Source organism: Corynebacterium glaucum (assembly GCF_030408855.1).
In the GTDB taxonomy this organism is placed as follows: Bacteria; Actinomycetota; Actinomycetes; order Mycobacteriales; family Mycobacteriaceae; genus Corynebacterium; species Corynebacterium glaucum.
The window spans coordinates 1,713,910-1,730,830 of the sequence record NZ_CP047358.1 but is presented as its reverse complement, the minus strand read 5'-3'; the positions used below and the strand labels follow the sequence as shown (position 1 = coordinate 1,730,830).

The window sequence follows — 16,921 nt, the reverse complement described above, 5'->3', positions numbered from 1 at the left end:
AGAGTGTAGAAAAATGGGAACTGGCGCAAGAGTCTTCTACGCTATCGGCACCTTCTTGGGTTTGATGGCCGTCTTCTACATCATCGCGACGTCGCGGATCGGGGAGGATGCCTGGCGAGGTGGCATGGAGTGGGTCGGCGGTGCCGCACTCGTGCTCGCAACATTGATGTCGTTCATGCTGGGTGTCTACCTCGACTTCACCGAGCGCCGCATGGATATCGTCCCGGAGGACTGGGAAGAGGCAGAGATTGAGGACGGCGCTGGCGTGCTGGGCTTCTTCTCGCCTGGATCGATCTGGCCGTTCGCTATGGCTGGCGCAGTCCTCTTCCTTGGACTCGGCATCGCTTTCTACCAGATCTGGCTTGTGGCTTTCGGTGCGGTGTTCCTGATCTGGACAACCACCCAGCTGAATCTGCAGTACGGAATCCCGAGCGAGAAGCACTAGCTATCTCGCGCTGAGGTTGCCCCGCTCTCGTCGTAAGACGGAGGCGGGGTTTTGTCGTCCAGAATCCGCTCACCCACTCCTCCGGGATAGGGGAGCGCCGATAGCGTGGGGGTCATCCGAAAGTTGGTTCTGGGTGGGGTTAAAGGCAAAGGCACTGTGATGTCCGACACGCTCGGGAACTCTGGGGGATTGTCAACCGACGGATTCGTTTCGCAGTCCGGAGAATGCCGCATCCGCCACGCGGACAACTGAAAATTTCATTGGCAGTTGACCTGCAGAGATGACAAGAGTGCTCTCGCCGGTTGGTGGAGACTGTTGAAGGCAGGCACGGGCTTAACGCAGCGCGGCAGGAAAAACGGCAGGTTGTAGCCGTGGCCTCAGAAAAAAGTCGGGGGTAATCGAGGTGACTTTACGGTCGTGAGGGGGAATAATCACATGCGTGACGACCGCAATTTCTAACCAAGGCATGGCGACTCCGCAAGATCGCGTCTCTGCGCTGAACCGACCAAACATCGTCAGCGTCGGCACGATCGCGTTCCTCGCCCAAGAGTTGATGTTCTTTGCCGGCCTGTTCTCGATGTACTTCGTGTCTCGTGCGAACGGTCTGGCAGCCAACGACTGGGATAACCAGACGGCGCACCTAAACATCCTGTTCGGTGGAATCATCACCGTGGTGCTCGTTGCTTCATCGTTTACTTCCCAGTTCGGCGTGTTCGCGGCGGAGAGAGGTGACGTCTTCGGCCTGCGCAAGTGGTTTGGCGTAACCATCGCCCTCGGCGTCATCTTCCTTGGCCTCGTTGCGTTTGAGTGGACAGAAATGGTGCACGCGGGCGTGACCATCCAGTCCAGCGTCTACGGCTCGGTGTTCTACATCATCACCGGTTTCCACATGGCGCACGTGACAGCCGGAATCCTCGCCTTCATCGTCGTACTCCTGCGTGTCCACAAGTCGAAGTTCACCCCGGCGCAGGCAACCGCGGCTATGGCGACTTCGTACTACTGGCACTTCGTCGATGCCATCTGGATCGGCGTGTTCATCACTCTCTACATCGTTCAGTAAGCCGGTTGGCCCGAACGTATTTCTCAAAGATGTCTAAAGGGAACAACATGGATAACACACCTAAGAAGAAGCGCAGCCGCCGCAAGGCGCAGCGCACTGTCGCCGGTGCCGCCGCCCTGACCCTGGGTCTGACGGGAGCGGGTTTCCTCGCCGCGGCAATCGTCCCTAATGCACAGGTTGCAACCGCCCAGCGCGACGATCAGGCCATGATTCAGGAGGGCAAGGACCTCTACGACCAGGCCTGCATCACCTGCCACGGTGCGAACCTGCAGGGTGTCGAAGATCGCGGTCCGTCGCTGATCGGCACGGGTGAAGGCGCGGTTTACTTCCAGGTCAACTCTGGCCGCATGCCGATGATGTCGAATGACGCGCAGGCTGAGCGTAAGCGCCCGCGCTACACCGAGTCGCAGGCGCTTGCTCTTGCGGCTTACGTCGCGGCTAACGGCGGCGGCCCTGAGCTGGTGTACAACGAGGACGGCACCGTAGCGATGGAGGAGCTGCGCGGCAAGGGCTACGACGGGCAGATTCAGGCTGCGGACGTCGCGCGCGGCGGCGAACTCTTCCGTCTGAACTGTGCATCGTGCCACAGCTTCACCGGCCGGGGTGGCGCACTGTCTTCCGGTAAGTACGCTCCGGAGCTTGACCCTGCGAATGAGCAGGAGATTTACCAGGCGATGCTTACCGGCCCTCAGAACATGCCGAAGTTCTCAGACCGTCAGCTCAGCGCAGACGAGAAGAAGGACATCATTGCCTTCATCAAGTCGTCAAAGGAGACGCCGAGCCCGGGTGGCTGGGGACTTGGTGGCCTTGGCCCGGTGTCTGAAGGTATGGCCATGTGGATGATTGGCGTGACCCTTGTGGCCGCAGCCGCGATTTGGATTGGATCCCGCTCATGAGTGAAGTGAAAAAGAACTACACCGACCAGGAGCTTGAGCGCATGAGCAATGCGGAGCTCGCTGCGCTCGGCACCGAGCTCGACGACGTTACCGTCGCCTACCGCAAGGAACGTTTTCCGGTCGAGGGTGACCCGCGAGAGAAGTCCGCTGCTGCAGGCATCAATGCGTGGCTCGCAGTTTCGGTTGTGACCGCGATTGCCTTCCTCGGCATCTACCTCTTCTGGCCGTGGGAGCCGAAGTTCCACGGTGATGAAGGCCTGTGGATCTACACTGCATATACCCCGCTACTTGGTTTGACTGCCGGATTGTCGTTCCTATCGCTCGGCATTGCGATGGTTCAGTACGTGAAGAAGTTCATCCCTGAGGAGATTTCGGTACAGCGTCGTCACGACGGCCGGTCCTCGGAGCTCGACCGCCGTACCACTACCGCTCTGCTGAACGATGCTTGGGAGACCTCCACTCTCGGTCGCCGCACCGCAATGAAAGGTCTTCTCGGCACTGCCGGTGTCCTCGCCGGTCTCGTGGTGATCGCTCCGCTCGGTGGTCTGATCAAGAACCCGTGGCGCGAGCGTCACGCCCTTGGCTACCACGGCGACGGTACGCTTTGGACCCACGGCTGGACCCTGCACGACCAAGGGGTGAAGATCTACCTCGCTCGCGACACCGGCGCGATCGCGGAAAAGCACGCTGGTGCTGCTGGAGAGCACTACAGCACCGCGGGTGTTTCGCGCTTGGTGCGTATGCGCCCAGAGGATCTTGCGGCCGGTGCCATGGAGACGATCTTCCCGCTGTACGAAGAAGACGTCAACGACGGCGACAAGTACGACCCGAAGCGCGATGTCTACGAGAACCACATGCACTCTCTGCACGGTCCGCGCAACGCGGTCATGCTGATCCGCCTGCGTTCGCAGGACGCGGAAAAGGTCGTCGAGCGCGAAGGCCAGGAAGACTTCCACTACGGTGACTTCTACGCCTACTCGAAGATCTGCACGCACATTGGTTGCCCGACATCTCTGTACGAGGCCCAGACCAACCGCATTCTGTGCCCGTGCCACCAATCGCAGTTCGACGCGCTGCAGTATGGCAAGCCGATTTTCGGCCCGGCCGCTCGCGCGCTGCCGCAGCTGCCTGTCACTATCGACGAAGATGGATACCTCATCGCCAAGGGCAACTTTGTTGAGCCCGTTGGCCCGGCATTCTGGGAGCGTCAGTCCTAATGAGCACGAAACTCGCTAAAGCCGCGGATAACGTTGATTCGCGATACACGATTGCCGGTGTTCTCCGGCCGCAACTGAACAAGGTTTTCCCGAGCCACTGGTCTTTCATGCTCGGCGAGATGGCGCTCTACAGCTTCATCATCCTTCTTCTGACCGGTGTCTACCTGGCTTTGTTCTTCGACCCGTCGATCACCAAGGTGATTTACGACGGCGCGTACCTCCCGCTCAACGGTGTGGAAATGTCGCGTGCGTACGCCACGGCGTTGGACATCTCCTTCGATGTCCGTGGTGGTCTATTCGTCCGCCAGATGCACCACTGGGCTGCGCTGATGTTCATGATGGCGATGTTCGCCCACATGCTGCGCATCTTCTTCACCGGCGCGTTCCGTCGCCCGCGTGAGGCGAACTGGGTCATCGGTGTGACCCTGATCCTGCTGGGCATGATCGAGGGCTTCATGGGCTACTCGCTGCCGGATGACCTGCTCTCCGGCGTCGGCCTGCGAATCATGTCCGCGATCATCCTGTCAGTGCCGATCATCGGTACCTGGATCCACTGGGCGATCTTCGGCGGCGACTTCCCGTCGGATCTGATGCTGGACCGCTTCTACATCCTCCACGTGCTGGTGCTTCCGGGCATCATTCTCGCGCTGATCGCAGCGCACCTGCTGCTCGTCTGGTTCCAGAAGCACACCCAGTTCCCTGGCCCGGGGCGCACCGAGAACAACGTGATCGGTATCCGCATTCTCCCGGTGTTCGCCGTGAAAGCCGTCGGCTTCATGATGATCGTCTTTGGTGTCCTCGCCGGCATGGCTGGTCTGACCACCATCAACGCGATCTGGAACCTCGGTCCGTACAACCCATCCCAGGTGTCCGCAGGCTCACAGCCTGACGTCTACATGCTCTGGACGGATGGTGCCGCCCGTGTGATGCCGGCATGGGAGCTCTACTTGGGCAACTACACGATCCCGGGCGCCTTCTGGGTGGCCCTGATGTGTGGCGTTATGGTGATCCTCTTGATCTCCTACCCGTTCATCGAGGCTGCCGCCACCGGCGATCGTGCGCACCACAACCTTCTGCAGCGTCCGCGCGACGTGCCCGCTCGCACCGGACTCGGCGTCATGGGCATCGTGTTCTTCTTGCTGCTTACGATTTCTGGCGGAAACGACCACGTGGCTCACTTCTTCCAGATCTCGCTGAACGCGATGACCTGGGTTGGCCGTATCGGCCTGGTCGTCCTGCCGCCGCTGGCGTACTTCATCACCTACCGCATCTGCGTTGGTTTGCAGCGCTCTGACCGCGAGGTGCTGGAGCACGGTATCGAGACCGGCGTGATCAAGAAGCTGCCGAACGGCGCGTTCGTCGAAATCCACCAGCCGCTGGGCCAGGTGGACGAGCACGGACACCCGATCCCGCTCGAGTACGGCGGTGCCCGCGTGCCGAAGCAGATGAACCAGCTCGGTTTTGCCGACGCGGAAACTGTTGGTGCATTCAGCCCGGCCGACATTGCCGTCACCGAGCGCGTTCGAGACGCGGCGGACGAATACCACCACGAGGAGGTCGAGACCATGCGTCAGCTCGAGGAGACGAAGAACGTCACCGACCGCGACGCGACCTACAGCGACGGTAAGCCACGCAGCTAATCCCGTCATTGATAAGGCCCTTTCCTAATGCGGAAGGGGCCTTATCCCTTTGTTACGAGCGGGTTAAATCCTCTGTGAGAGCAAGGTCACAGTGGCTCCGGGAGGAGTGCAGGCCCGCTCGTGGTCAGGTCCGAAGGGCTTGGAAAGAAAGCCCAGTTCACAAGCCGGTTCTTCGCTTATCGACGGTTCGTGCGCCAAAGAATTGGCAGCGCTAAGGTAACCCCAGATTGGGGGAGTTTGAAAAAATAACGGATCGATAACGGCCGAGTGGGTGGACATCGTCTTTGCCGTTTCGTAATCTGTTCGAGACATTGCGATAACGACCGTTGACGCAAGGTACGAAGACACAACATATACGCCGCTTCTCGGACACCGCGTGCCCCCAATGAGTACGCAGGAACGGGAGCCGGGGGCCCAAGTGAAGCCAAGGAGTTTCGCCCCTGGGGTAAATGGCCGTGAGGGACGACAGCTTTACTTGTCGCGGAGCGCGCCAGGGCTGATTCTCAAGCCCCACCCGTCAGCTAACCCGGTAGGCGATTGAGAAGGATATGGAGAACACTTTTCGTGGCTAAGCACCGTCGCCAGGAGACCAGCACCGTGGCACGCACCGTTGCAGCTGCAACTGCAGCTGTTGCAGGCGCGACGTTGATGGTCCCGACCGCCGAGGCGGCCGAGGTACGCGTTCCGAACACCCCGGTTGCCGTTGAGGTTCCTGGCATCGAGAACGTCCCCGGAATCGCAGCTATCCCGGGCATTGAGCAGTGGATTCCGTCGCTGGAGGGTGTCGACGCTGACGCTGATGTTCTGGCAGCTGTTAAGGCAGCGAAGGCTGTTCCAGGCGTTAAGAACCTGCAGGGCTTCAGCGCGTACCTCGACAACCTTGAGGTTCGCTACACCGAACAGGTGGCTGCTGCTGAGCAGTACGTAGCTCCCGCCGAGCCGGTTGAAGAGATCGTTGAGGAAGCCCCGGTCGTCGAGACTTCCAAGGGTCAGCAGATCGTGGACATCGCGCGCAGCAAGGTGGGTGCACCGTACGTCTACGGCGCTGCTGGCCCGAACGCGTTCGACTGCTCCGGTTTCACTTCTTGGGTGTACTCCCAGGCGGGCATCTCCATTCCGCGCACCTCCCAGGCGCAGGCGTCTGCAGGCCAGAACATCCCGCTCGATCAGATCCAGCCAGGTGACATCGTCGTGTACTACGGCGGTGCATCCCACGTTGCAATCTACGCCGGCGACGGCATGATGATCGACGCGCTGAACTCCGGCATTCCGGTTGGCGAACGGCCACTGAACTACATGCCGATCCACTCCGTGGTGCGCTTCTAAAATTAGCGCAGTCTACCCCCGCCCAGCCACCCTGGTGCGGGGGTTTTGCGTGTTCAGCGGCATCTTAGGTTCACTCGAGTCACAACATTTCCCGCCTAGACCAATAGTCCTTTGACCGCCGAACTCCGGGGGTTATAGTGATAGCGGTTTTGGAAACATCAGGAGGAATTACAAGTGGGTAAGCACTCAAAGCGTCAGGTCGGAGTCGGACGTGCGGTTGCGGCAACAACGTTCGGCGCAGTGCTTTCCTCCGTGGTGGCACCAGTTGCCGGCGCCGACGACGTGGATGAGCTGATTGACAAGCTTGAGAATGTCTCCCACGAGGTTTCCGCGAAGGCTGAGGAGATCAAAGGTCTCGAAGATGAGATCGCCGCGGCCGAGGGCCGCGTTACGCAGCTGTCGCGCGAGGCGGAGGTAGCCCGTGGTGCGGCAGACCGCGCAAACGGTGAGCGTGTCGGCTTCCAGCAGAATCTCAACGGCATCGCGCAATCGCGCTACCGCAACACCAACAATGAGCGTCTCCTCACCACACTCGAGTCAGGCAGCCCGCAGGCCGCGATTGACCGAGCTGCATTCCTGAGCACGCTGTCACGCAATGCGGAGCGCACACTGCAGGGGTTGGACAAGGCTAGCCGCAGCGCGACGGAGCGGAACGACGCTGCGGTGGCGGCCGTTACCGAGGCGCAGAAGACCCGAGACGATCTCAAAGCGAAGCGCGGCAAGCTTGAACGAGAGCGCAAGGATCTGGAGTCCCAGGTAAGCGACCTAGAAGCACAGGTGGATGCCCTGAGCCCTGAGGGCATGCAGCGCTGGATCAACAAGGACAATCCGATTGACCCTTATGGCATCAATATTCCGGGGGCTGGCTCGGGTGTGGTGTCCTCGGCAATGGCTCAGGTGGGTAAGCCCTATGGTTGGGGTGCAACTGGACCAAACGCGTTCGACTGTTCGGGGTTGATGGTCTTCGCTTACGCACAGAACGGAAAGTCGATTCCGCGCACATCCCAAGCGCAGCTTGCCGGAGGCACGCCGGTGCCGTTGAGTCAGCTTCAGCCCGGCGACATCATTGGCTACTACCCGGGAACCACGCACGTCGGCATGTATATCGGTGATGGTATGGTGGTCCACGCTTCGGATTACGGCATCCCAGTTCAGGTGGTCGCGTACGACTCGATGCCAATCAGCGGGGCGGTTCGGTACTAGACTCTGTCGCGCTATGCGCGTGCTTATTGTTACCAATGATTTCCCTCCGGCCATCGGGGGGATTCAGTCCTACGTCCGCGATTTTGTCGACGAGATCGTGCGGCGTGAGGGGCCGGAGTCCGTCTTCGTTTTCGCACCGACTCCGAACAAAGAGGAGGCTGCTGCCTGGGATGCAGCCCGCGAATACACGGTCGTGCGCTGGCCCCATTACTTTTTGCTGCCGACTGTCCGGGTGACGCGAAAGATGCAAGAGTTGATTCGCGCGCACAACATCGACACAGTTTGGTTCGGTGCTGCCGCCCCGTTCGCAGTGATGGGGGCAGCCGCGAAGCGCGCAGGCGCATCGCGGGTTGTCGCCTCCACGCACGGCCACGAGGTCGGCTGGTCGCTCGTGCCGGGTGCACGCCGCTCATTGCAGCGCATCGGCGAGCACGCCGACACCATCACTTACATTTCCAACTTCACGCTCGAACGTCTCAAGGACGCCTTTGGACGAGACCCCGACTTCGTCCCCCTGCCGTCGGGCGTGGATACGGAATTCTTCCGCCCCGCGGAACCAGTCGAGCGCGGCGCCACCCGAGAATCTCTCGGCGTTGGCGAGTCCCCACTAGTTGTCTGCAGCTCGCGCCTGGTCGCCCGCAAGGGCCAGGATCAGCTCATCCGCGCTATCCCAGCTGTCCGCGAGCGCGTCCCGGGCACCCAGCTCATCATCGTCGGCGACGGCCCGTTCCGTCACAAGCTGAAGCGACTCGCGCGCGACGTCGAGGGTGTCACGTTCACCGGTGCCGTCTCGCGCGAACGACTGCGCGACATCGTCGCAGCCGCGGATGTGTTCGCCATGCCCGCCCGCACTCGCAAAGCAGGTCTCGACATCGAAGGCCTGGGCATCGTCTACCTCGAAGCACAAGCTTGCGCCATCCCGGTCATCGCCGGCGACTCCGGCGGCGCACCTGAAACGGTCACAAAAGACACAGGTTTCGTCGTCGACGGTCACAGCATCCAAGAGCTCGTCGACAAGCTGAGCTTATTGCTTATCGACGCCCCCTTGGCCGCCCGCATGGGCCAAGCCGGCAGGTGCCACGTCTCGCAGGCGTACTCATGGAAGGTGCTAGGGGACAGGCTGGTGGAAGTGCTCCGAGGCGAAACGCCGGCGGTCTACGATAGCTAGTTATGGCTTCTCATACCATCGGCTTCGATATCGGCGGGACGAACACTCGCGCGGGCGTGGTAGATGCCCACGGCAACGTGCTGGCAGTGCGCTCCACCGAGACCCCGCACGTGGATGCTGAACTTGAGCAGACCATTGTCGACTTGGTCGCGGATCTGCGGAATGAATTCGACATCTCGGCCGTGGGTATGGCGATTGCGGGGTTTCTCGACCCAGAGTGCGAAATCGTGCGATTTGCGCCGCACCTTCCGTGGCGCGCTGATCGGCCGGTACGCCGCGAGCTGGAGGCTGCGATCGGGCTTCCGGTGCGGCTAGAGCACGACGCGAACGCCGCCGCCTGGGGCGAATACCGCTTCGGGGCAGCGCAGGACGCGGAGACGTGGGTGTTCTTCGCCGTTGGCACGGGCATTGGCGCTACGTTGGTGGATCGCGGTGAGATCTACCGTGGCTCTTTCGGTACCGCGCCCGAATTCGGTCACATCACGGTGGTACCAGGTGGGCGTGTGTGCTCGTGCGGAAAGAAGGGCTGTCTCGAACGCTACGCCTCCGGCACGTCGCTGGTGGATTGTGCGCTGGAGAAGGCGACGCAGGGCAATTACGAGGATTGCGCTTTGTACCGCAAGGTCGTCGATAAGCGAGCGAATGGCCACGATGTGATGGCAGCGGCGCGCGGCGGTGACGCACTGGGGATTGCGGCGCTGGAAAGCTTCAGAACCTGGCTCGGGCGTGGATTGTCCATTGTTGCTGATGTGCTTGATCCCGCCTGCATCGTTGTGGGTGGGGGAGTCAGCGCAGATGCAGACCTGTTCATCGACGAGGCGCGTGCGGAAATGGCAGCCAACATGGTCGGTGCCGGCTACCGGCCGGTGCCGCAGGTGCTTGCGGCGGAGCTCGGTCCGCAGGCAGGTATGATCGGCGTAGCTGATCTGGCCCGCGCCGATGCCTAAAGGGAGTACAAAATATGCAAAACAAGTGGTACTCGTTCTTTAAATCCATCTTTGGGCCTCCACTGCGGGTCTATAACCGCCCCACCATCGAAGGCGCTGAGCACGTGCCTGAAGATGGCCCGGTGATTCTAGTTTCAAACCACCAGGCAGTCATGGATTCGTTCTACCTGCCGCTCATGATGCGGCGGCAGATCCAGTTCCCGGCGAAAAAGGAGTACTTCACCACCCCTGGTCTGAAAGGGCGGGTGCAGAAGTTCTTCTTTACCTCCGTCGGCCAAATCCCCATGGATCGCACCAGCAAAGACGCGGGCCAGGCGCTGCTCGACGCCGCTAGTGGCGTATTGGACAACGGTGACGTGTTCGGCATCTACCCGGAGGGAACCCGCTCGCCTGATGGCCGGATCTACAAGGGCAGAACCGGTGTCGCTCGGGTCGCCATGGCCACCGGGGCTCCGGTAGTTCTCACTGCGATGATCGGTACTCGCGACGCGAACCCGATTGGCACCTCAATTCCGCGCCCCGCGAAGGTGCGCATCAAAATCAGCGAGCCAATCGACCCGCACGAGTGGGCTCGCGAGAACGGATATGACCCCGAGTCGCGTGAGGTCATGCGCCCATTTACGGACTATGTCATGCACGAGCTCTCTGAGCTTTCGGGCTACCCCTACGTCGACGCGTACGCCTCAGAGGTGAAAAAGACACTCGAGGAAACGGGAGAGTACCCGGAGGGCACCGAGCCGGGAGGAGCGCTGGAACGATAAATGGATAAAGACCTTCTCACCCGGGTAGGCCTCGTGATTGCCACGGTGGTGCTTTACCTCATTGCAACGCGTGTGGATTTCTATCCGACTGTGGTCGCTCCCGTCGCGGTGATAGTTGTTGCGGTCATCATGTTCTGGCCGCGGCGCTCTAAAGCGGCAGACACGACCACGACCAGCACCCGTGAAGAGATCCGGCACCTCCGCGAAGAAACGCAGCGGTAGCCGTGCGGTTCTTCTACGACACCGAGTTCATCGAAGACGGCGCCACTATCGAACTGGTTTCGATTGGCATCGTCGGCGAAGATGGCCGCGAGTACTACGCAGTTTCCTCCGAGTTCGATCCGGACCGCGCCAACGACTGGGTCAAAGCCAACGTGTTGGACAAGCTCCCTGATCGTGGGAGCGCTGCGTGGAAGCCACTTGCGACGATTCGCACGGAGGTATTCGAGTTCCTCACTGCCCCGGGCAATAAGCCGGAGTTGTGGGCGTGGGTTGGCGCTTATGACCATGTGGTACTGGCGCAGCTGTGGGGCGACATGCGAGGCCTGCCTGCAGAACTGCCGCGTTACACCAACGAGCTAAAGCAGTATTGGATCATGGCGGGGCGTCCGCGTCTGCCAAGGTTGCCGGAAGGGAACCACGATGCGTTGGTAGACGCACGGCACAATCGTCGAAAATTCCGTGCCTGCGCTGAGTTTCTTCCTCTCGACTCCTCGAGCCGGGTGTCCGTATCGCGAGATCGCCCTTTCAATAGGTGAACGCCCTTCTGACGTGGTACAACTAAAGCCGTGAGTTGGACTGTTGATATTCCCAAAGAAGTGCTGCCTGATCTGCCTCCGATGCCGGGTGATCTGAACGAGCAATGGCTTGACGTGCTATCCCGGGAGGCGAAACAGCAACCGTCTTGGGACACCGACCAGGCCAACTACGTTCGCAAGATCCTCGAGTCGGTGCCGCCGGTCGTGCTCGCCCCCGAGGTGGAAAAACTCAAAGCACAGCTTGCCGACGTCGCACTGGGCAACGCCTTCCTGCTCCAGGGCGGCGACTGCGCGGAAACATTCGAGTCCAACACTGAGCCGCACATTCGCGCCAACATCCGTACCTTGCTGCAGATGGCTGCTGTGCTGACCTACGGTGCGTCCTTGCCGGTGGTGAAGATCGGCCGTATCGCGGGCCAGTACGCGAAGCCGCGCTCTGCCGACCGCGATGACAACGGTCTGCTGAATTACCGTGGCGACATCGTCAACGGTGTCGAGCCGACCGAGGAAGCTCGCCGCCACGACCCTGCCCGCATGATCCGCGCCTATGCGAACTCCTCGGCTGCAATGAACCTCGTGCGTGCTCTGGTGAGCTCCGGCACCGCCGACCTGCACAACATCAACAACTGGAACCGCGAGTTTGTGGCGAAGTCCCCAGCTGGCGCACGCTACGAAGCACTCGGCCGCGAGATCACTCGTTCGCTGGCCTTCATGGATGCCTGCGGTGTCAATGACGACAACCTGCGCACGTCTGAGTTCTACGCCTCCCACGAGGCGCTTCTGGTGGATTACGAGCGTGCGATGCTGCGACTTCACGAGAGCGAGCGCGGCGAGCAGAAGATCTACGACCTTTCCGCCCACCAGCTGTGGATCGGCGAACGTACCCGCGGCATCGACGACTTCCACGTGAACTTCGCCGCGTTCATCGATAACCCGGTCGGTATCAAGCTCGGCCCAACCACCTCGCCAGAGGAAGCCGTCGCATACGCGGAAAAGATCGACCCCGACCGGGAGCCGGGCCGACTCACCATGATCGCGCGCATGGGCCACGACAAGGTGCGCTCCGTCCTGCCGGGCATTGTGAAGGCGGTCGAGGCATCCGGCCACAAGGTCGTTTGGCAGTCCGACCCGATGCACGGCAACACCTTCACCGCGTCCAACGGTTACAAGACCCGTCACTTCGACAAGATCATCGACGAGGTGCAGGGTTTCTTCGAGGTGCACCGCGAGCTGGGCACCCACCCGGGCGGCATCCACGTGGAGGCGACCGGCGAGAACGTCACCGAGTGCCTCGGCGGAGCGCAGGACATCACCGATGTGGATCTGCCGGGCCGCTACGAGTCTGCGGTCGACCCGCGCCTAAACACCGAGCAGGCGCTGGAGCTCGCCTTCTTAGTTGCGGAGATGCTGCGGTACTAAGAGCTCTCAAACCACCGCTGCGTGCTACACAGCGATAAGCGGTGGCACCTGGCCGTAGTTGCCAGAGCCGAACCACCAGCCGCCGATCGCCACCGCAGCGATCACGGCGAAGGCGAGTACAACAAACACTGCTAACCCCACACCACCCCGGTTCGTCACTGGGTTGATGCGGGGCTTTTGCGGTTGTGCCGGGGGCTGGGCGGGCGGCATTTGCTGGGCGGGAGCGTGATAAGCAGGCGGCGCTTGCGCCGGCATCTGCGCTTGGCCTTCGGGGAAGAGGCGTTCCTCGCTGGCGCGGGGTGTGGCCACCCGGGTCTCTGCTACATTCGCCGCGGCGGGAGCACGCTGCGGACCTTCTTCCGGTGCCGGCGAAGGTCGCATGTCGACGTTGGTGGGGTGCGCGGCGGCTCGGGTCGCCGCGGAATTTGTAGGCACCGGCACGGTGTACGCGGGTAGGCGCAATGCTTCAGCGACATCGTCGAGTGCGTGGAGGAATTCCGTCGCATCTCGGAAGCGGTCTTCGGGTGCCCGGGCGGTCGCGGTGGCAACCAGCTCGTCGAAAAGCTTTGGCACGCCCGCAATAAACGCTGACGGGGGAGGGACATCCCCGCGCAACCGGGCGTACGCGTGAGCAATGGGTGTGTCTCCAGCGAAAGGGGTGCGTCCGGTGAGCAATTCGAAGAGTACGATCCCCGCCGAGTAAACGTCAGAAGCGTGCGTCATGGGGGAGCCGTCAACTTGCTCCGGTGACAGGTAGCTCACCGTGCCCACGATCTGATCGGTCGAATGCGTGGCTTCAGCTGCCGCCCGCACAAGACCGAAATCGGCGAGTTTTACCCGGTGATCTGCGTTAATCAGCACATTATCCGGCTTGATGTCGCGGTGGATTAGCCCACGGGCGTGGGCAGCTGCGAGGCCGGTGAGCATGCCCCGCATGACTGAAGCTGCAGCGTGTGGAGGCATTGGCCCCCGCTCGTCGAGAAGCTCGCGCAGTGTGCCTCCAGTGATTAGCTCCATAATGAGGAAAATGGCATTACCCTGCGCCGAGAAATCGTAGACATTGACCAAGTTGGGGTGGGAGAGCTGTGCCATTGCCCGAGCTTCACGGCGAAAGCGGTCGCGAAACACTGGGTCGTGAACGAATTGTTCGTGCATGACCTTGGCAGCAACTTCGCGCCCAAGTCGGGTGTCCACGCAGCGGTACACCGTCGCCATGCCGCCGCGCGCGATCGGCCGATCGATCACGTAGCGGTTGTCTAGGGAGTCGCCCACTGCCAATTGCATGCGTTTCAGTATGCTCACCGCGCAAGCTGAAGGCCAACGGCGCGCTAAACTTGGGAGCCGTGACTTCCCAGCAGAATCTTGATGCGCTCCTTGTCAACGAGGAGCTTCTTCCATTTCCAGACGTAGCTGAGATCCTCGGCGTGCCGGTGACGAAGGTGCACGACATGGTGGGCGCTGGCAAGCTGGTGGTCTACCGCAAGGATGGCGTGAACACGATTCCGGCGGCATTGCTTGACGACGGTGAGCTGTCCAAGTTTGTCGGTGGAGCGATTACAGTGCTTTCCGACGGCGGCTACGAGCCTGCAGAGATCCTCCAGTTCTTGTTCACGGAGGACGAATCCTTACCGGGTAGGCCGATTGACGCGCTGCATGGTCACGGTGCGCGCGAAGTGATCCGCCGCGCGCAAGCGATGGCATTTTAGTTAACTGCGTCGAGCGGTTGATTTGATCGCGAGTGTGCGCAGAATTTCTCCGACTTCGTCGCTGAGGGTGACGCTGTCGAGGTGAGCGAGACCGGAGGTGCTCAGTCGATCGATCTCCTCTTCGACCGCTTCCACAGCGCCGCTGCCCGCGATAATGGATGCAATTTCGTGTACAGCGTCGGGATCTTCGACAGTACCGATGCCGGCGCGCAGCTTAGCTGCCTGACCGGGGCTGGACTCATCTAGGAGCTTAAGTGCGGTGGCGTAAAGCACGGTCCGTTTGCCTTCGCGCAGGTCGTCGCCGGCGGGCTTACCGGTGATCGCTGAGTCGCCGAAGACCCCGAGCATGTCGTCGCGAAGCTGGAACGCCATCCCGATATCGCGACCGTAGCCTCGAAACGCCTCGATGATGGCGTCTGTTGCTCCGGCCAAGGCCGCGCCCAGGTGCAACGGACGCTCGATGGTGTAGGCCGCGGTCTTGTAGCGGTTGACCGTATTCGCCGCTTCGGCCGACTCGCTTCCCTCAGCTTCCAGCATGATGTCGAGGAGCTGGCCTCCAATGACTTCAGTGCGCATGCCCTGCCATGGCTCTGCTGCGCGATCAAGCGCGGCGTTCGACACACCAGACGACCGCCACATGTCCTCCGCCCAGACCAGGGCAAGATCACCGATGAGAATTGCAGCGTGCTCGCCGAACGCCGGCGAACTGCCCAAGAAATCGCGCTCCTGGTGCTCTGCCTCAATAGCTCGATGCACCGTTGGTTGTCCACGGCGGGTATCAGAGGCATCGATGATGTCATCGTGAATGAGTGCGCAGGCTTGGATGAACTCTAGAGCGCTGACTGCGCGCAACACGGACTGCGGATCCTCTTCGCCTTTCTCGAGTCCGCCGCCGCCGACGAACCCTGCCCACCCATACAGCGGACGGATTCGCTTGCCTCCTCCGAGCACGAATTGCTCGAGGTACGAGACCGACTTCTGGAAAGGTGAACCCAGCGCGGCCACCTCGGGTGCGCGGTAGGAGAAGTACTCAGCAAGCTGGGCGTTGACAGCTGCCGGAACCTCAACGAGGTCGACACTGCGGTAATCCACAAGTGCTCCTTTATATGTAGAGGCGCAGATAGTGCGCTATTCGGCCACCTACCCTACAGTGAAGCTATTTCTTGGGTGAGAGCGGTAGCGGTCGACCGAGGATGGCGAATGGACGGTGGTCGCCGGGATAAAGGTAGTCGCGCGCGATGTCGGTGAACCCGAACTTGCGGTACAGCCCAAACGCGCTATTCGCTTCACCATCCACTTCCGGCGTAGAGAGCAGTGCCCACTCGGCGGGGGCCAGGCGTAGCAGTTCCGTTAGAAGTGCGGCGCCGATACCATGGCCCTGGCGAGACGACGAGACATGGATCTCGGCGATTTCGAAGTAGCTGTTGAGGATCTGCTGGCGCTGCTCAGTGATGCCGCCAGATTGTCGCATGCTGCGAAGTAGTTGCCGGTCCCACCAACGCTCGCGGGTGCCAAGAAAACCGTAGGCAACGCCGACAACATTTTCCTGCTCCTCTGCTGCGATTGCGGTGAAGCCTTCCCACATGATTTCTCGGCGCCAAACGTTGATGCGCTGTTGTCGTATAGATGGGTCGTAACCCATGGCTTCTAGATAGATGTCGACCAGGTCGGGTGCCAGCATTGTAAATTCGGCTGGGCTAAGGCGACGGATTTCAACGGTCACCCCATCACCTAACCACGATGAGTGGGGATGTGTGGTATTTAAACGATTCGAAAACATGTTCTATAGAGCCGCACGGAATGTCGAACGGATGTTTTAGGTTCAGGTGCAACAAATCTGAACGCACACAAAGGGGAAAACATGGGCAGCATTGTTTCGGCAACCACTCGGGCAACGTATGGCGCTATTGCATCACTTTCGCGCAGGGACCAGTTCTTGGCCTCTGCGGAGACGTTGATTGCTGCGGCTCACGATGAGATCGAGGCGGGGCAATTTGATCTCGCCCTAGAAAATGCGTACCGAGGCGCGCTCCGAGTTGCCGGTGCGGCCAACGCCGATTCGCCGGACTTACGGAAGCGTAAACGGCACCCGTCCAGCGCGTGGGAGAAACTGGCGCTTACGGGCGATGATGGGAAGCGCTGGGCGGCACGGTTCCAGACTTACTCTCGGACGAGAGGTCGTGTCGCATCTGGTATTGATACTGCCCCCGATCCGAAACTGGTTCTTCGGTTACTTGCAGACGTCGAGGAGTTCTATAGGGATGTCCATCCGGTGGATCTGCCCCTAGTTGCATAGCCGAGACTGTAAAGGGACGTTTGGTGGGAAGGGCGAATCCCAGGACGAATATCAGTGGCGGGAACAAAACCGATACTAT

At 60.9% G+C, this 16,921-nt stretch carries 18 protein-coding genes and 1 riboswitch; of the genes, 15 read left to right on the top strand and 3 right to left on the bottom strand.

Features of this window, described 5'->3' with window-relative positions; translation table 11 throughout:
- The first annotated feature begins 13 nt into the window (after nucleotides 1-13).
- The 13 genes from ctaF to CGLAUT_RS08310 all read left to right on the top strand — a co-directional run bounded on the left by ctaF (nucleotide 14) and on the right by CGLAUT_RS08310 (nucleotide 12,840).
- Nucleotides 14-445: an aa3-type cytochrome oxidase subunit IV gene (ctaF, locus tag CGLAUT_RS08370; RefSeq protein WP_095660322.1), complete on the top strand. Its 432-nt coding sequence runs from the start codon at nucleotides 14-16 to the stop codon at nucleotides 443-445.
- 439 nt (nucleotides 446-884) lie between these two features.
- Complete coding sequence (gene ctaE / locus CGLAUT_RS08365) at nucleotides 885-1,505, top strand: aa3-type cytochrome oxidase subunit III (RefSeq protein WP_198304883.1); 621 nt, start codon at nucleotides 885-887, stop codon at nucleotides 1,503-1,505.
- 47 nt (nucleotides 1,506-1,552) lie between these two features.
- Nucleotides 1,553-2,401 carry a cytochrome bc1 complex diheme cytochrome c subunit gene (qcrC, locus tag CGLAUT_RS08360; protein ID WP_095660321.1) on the top strand — a complete coding sequence of 283 codons (849 nt, stop codon included), beginning with the start codon at nucleotides 1,553-1,555 and terminating at the stop codon, nucleotides 2,399-2,401.
- A complete protein-coding gene (qcrA, locus tag CGLAUT_RS08355) occupies nucleotides 2,398-3,618 on the top strand; it encodes a cytochrome bc1 complex Rieske iron-sulfur subunit (RefSeq protein WP_095661135.1) in 1,221 nt (406 codons plus the stop codon). Before qcrC ends, qcrA begins: the two co-directional genes overlap by 4 nt.
- The gene (gene qcrB, locus CGLAUT_RS08350; RefSeq protein ID WP_290184570.1) at nucleotides 3,618-5,258 is read left to right on the top strand and encodes a cytochrome bc1 complex cytochrome b subunit; all 1,641 of its coding nucleotides are present in this window, start codon (nucleotides 3,618-3,620) and stop codon (nucleotides 5,256-5,258) included. The genes qcrA and qcrB overlap by 1 nt, the downstream gene beginning before the upstream one ends.
- A 346-nt stretch (nucleotides 5,259-5,604) precedes the next feature.
- A riboswitch (cyclic di-AMP (ydaO/yuaA leader) is annotated at nucleotides 5,605-5,809 on the top strand.
- Nucleotides 5,810-5,822: 13 nt separating this feature from the next.
- A complete protein-coding gene (locus CGLAUT_RS08345; protein WP_290184569.1) occupies nucleotides 5,823-6,584 on the top strand; it encodes a C40 family peptidase in 762 nt (253 codons plus the stop codon).
- Between the two features lie 174 nt (nucleotides 6,585-6,758).
- Entirely contained in the window at nucleotides 6,759-7,787 is a 1,029-nt protein-coding gene (locus CGLAUT_RS08340) for a C40 family peptidase (RefSeq protein ID WP_095660319.1), read from the top strand.
- 13 nt (nucleotides 7,788-7,800) lie between these two features.
- Nucleotides 7,801-8,955, top strand: coding sequence for a glycosyltransferase family 4 protein (locus CGLAUT_RS08335; RefSeq protein WP_290184568.1), 1,155 nt, complete (start codon nucleotides 7,801-7,803; stop codon nucleotides 8,953-8,955).
- Between the two features lie 2 nt (nucleotides 8,956-8,957).
- On the top strand, nucleotides 8,958-9,902 hold the full coding sequence (locus tag CGLAUT_RS08330) for an ROK family protein (protein ID WP_290184566.1): 945 nt from the start codon (nucleotides 8,958-8,960) through the stop codon (nucleotides 9,900-9,902).
- 14 nt (nucleotides 9,903-9,916) lie between these two features.
- A complete protein-coding gene (locus tag CGLAUT_RS08325) occupies nucleotides 9,917-10,663 on the top strand; it encodes a lysophospholipid acyltransferase family protein (protein WP_290184565.1) in 747 nt (248 codons plus the stop codon).
- Entirely contained in the window at nucleotides 10,664-10,885 is a 222-nt protein-coding gene (locus CGLAUT_RS08320; RefSeq protein ID WP_095660315.1) for a hypothetical protein, read from the top strand.
- A gap of 2 nt (nucleotides 10,886-10,887) precedes the next feature.
- Nucleotides 10,888-11,421 carry a polyadenylate-specific 3'-exoribonuclease AS gene (locus tag CGLAUT_RS08315; protein WP_095660314.1) on the top strand — a complete coding sequence of 178 codons (534 nt, stop codon included), beginning with the start codon at nucleotides 10,888-10,890 and terminating at the stop codon, nucleotides 11,419-11,421.
- Between the two features lie 30 nt (nucleotides 11,422-11,451).
- The gene (locus tag CGLAUT_RS08310) at nucleotides 11,452-12,840 is read left to right on the top strand and encodes a class II 3-deoxy-7-phosphoheptulonate synthase (RefSeq protein ID WP_198304881.1); all 1,389 of its coding nucleotides are present in this window, start codon (nucleotides 11,452-11,454) and stop codon (nucleotides 12,838-12,840) included.
- A 24-nt stretch (nucleotides 12,841-12,864) separates the two neighbouring features.
- On the opposite strand, the gene CGLAUT_RS08305 is transcribed toward CGLAUT_RS08310, so the two are convergent.
- Entirely contained in the window at nucleotides 12,865-14,124 is a 1,260-nt protein-coding gene (locus CGLAUT_RS08305) for a protein kinase domain-containing protein (RefSeq protein WP_095660312.1), read from the bottom strand.
- 59 nt (nucleotides 14,125-14,183) lie between these two features.
- Between CGLAUT_RS08305 and CGLAUT_RS08300 the strand changes: the two genes are divergently transcribed.
- Entirely contained in the window at nucleotides 14,184-14,546 is a 363-nt protein-coding gene (locus CGLAUT_RS08300) for an Rv2175c family DNA-binding protein (protein ID WP_415877125.1), read from the top strand.
- Here CGLAUT_RS08300 and CGLAUT_RS08295 read toward each other — a convergent pair whose 3' ends face one another.
- The gene (locus CGLAUT_RS08295; RefSeq protein ID WP_290184562.1) at nucleotides 14,547-15,638 is read right to left on the bottom strand and encodes a polyprenyl synthetase family protein; all 1,092 of its coding nucleotides are present in this window, start codon (nucleotides 15,636-15,638) and stop codon (nucleotides 14,547-14,549) included.
- Nucleotides 15,639-15,702: 64 nt separating this feature from the next.
- Nucleotides 15,703-16,269, bottom strand: coding sequence for a GNAT family N-acetyltransferase (locus tag CGLAUT_RS08290; RefSeq protein ID WP_290184561.1), 567 nt, complete (start codon nucleotides 16,267-16,269; stop codon nucleotides 15,703-15,705).
- Between the two features lie 138 nt (nucleotides 16,270-16,407).
- On the opposite strand from CGLAUT_RS08290, the gene CGLAUT_RS08285 reads away from it, so the two are divergent.
- The gene (locus CGLAUT_RS08285; RefSeq protein ID WP_290184560.1) at nucleotides 16,408-16,842 is read left to right on the top strand and encodes an SAV_6107 family HEPN domain-containing protein; all 435 of its coding nucleotides are present in this window, start codon (nucleotides 16,408-16,410) and stop codon (nucleotides 16,840-16,842) included.
- The last annotated feature ends 79 nt before the right edge of the window (nucleotides 16,843-16,921 follow it).

Bases quoted from the DNA above. Each gene is read 5' to 3' on its own strand.
- CGLAUT_RS08305 (WP_095660312.1), bottom strand. From the start codon at position 14,124: ATGCAATTGGCAGTGGGCGACTCCCTAGACAACCGCTACGTGATCGAT.
- qcrB (WP_290184570.1), top strand. From the start codon at position 3,618: ATGAGCACGAAACTCGCTAAAGCCGCGGATAACGTTGATTCGCGATAC.
- CGLAUT_RS08285 (WP_290184560.1), top strand. From the start codon at position 16,408: ATGGGCAGCATTGTTTCGGCAACCACTCGGGCAACGTATGGCGCTATT.
- CGLAUT_RS08325 (WP_290184565.1), top strand. From the start codon at position 9,917: ATGCAAAACAAGTGGTACTCGTTCTTTAAATCCATCTTTGGGCCTCCA.
- CGLAUT_RS08330 (WP_290184566.1), top strand. From the start codon at position 8,958: ATGGCTTCTCATACCATCGGCTTCGATATCGGCGGGACGAACACTCGC.
- qcrC (WP_095660321.1), top strand. From the start codon at position 1,553: ATGGATAACACACCTAAGAAGAAGCGCAGCCGCCGCAAGGCGCAGCGC.
- qcrA (WP_095661135.1), top strand. From the start codon at position 2,398: ATGAGTGAAGTGAAAAAGAACTACACCGACCAGGAGCTTGAGCGCATG.
- CGLAUT_RS08335 (WP_290184568.1), top strand. From the start codon at position 7,801: ATGCGCGTGCTTATTGTTACCAATGATTTCCCTCCGGCCATCGGGGGG.
- CGLAUT_RS08320 (WP_095660315.1), top strand. From the start codon at position 10,664: ATGGATAAAGACCTTCTCACCCGGGTAGGCCTCGTGATTGCCACGGTG.
- ctaF (WP_095660322.1), top strand. From the start codon at position 14: ATGGGAACTGGCGCAAGAGTCTTCTACGCTATCGGCACCTTCTTGGGT.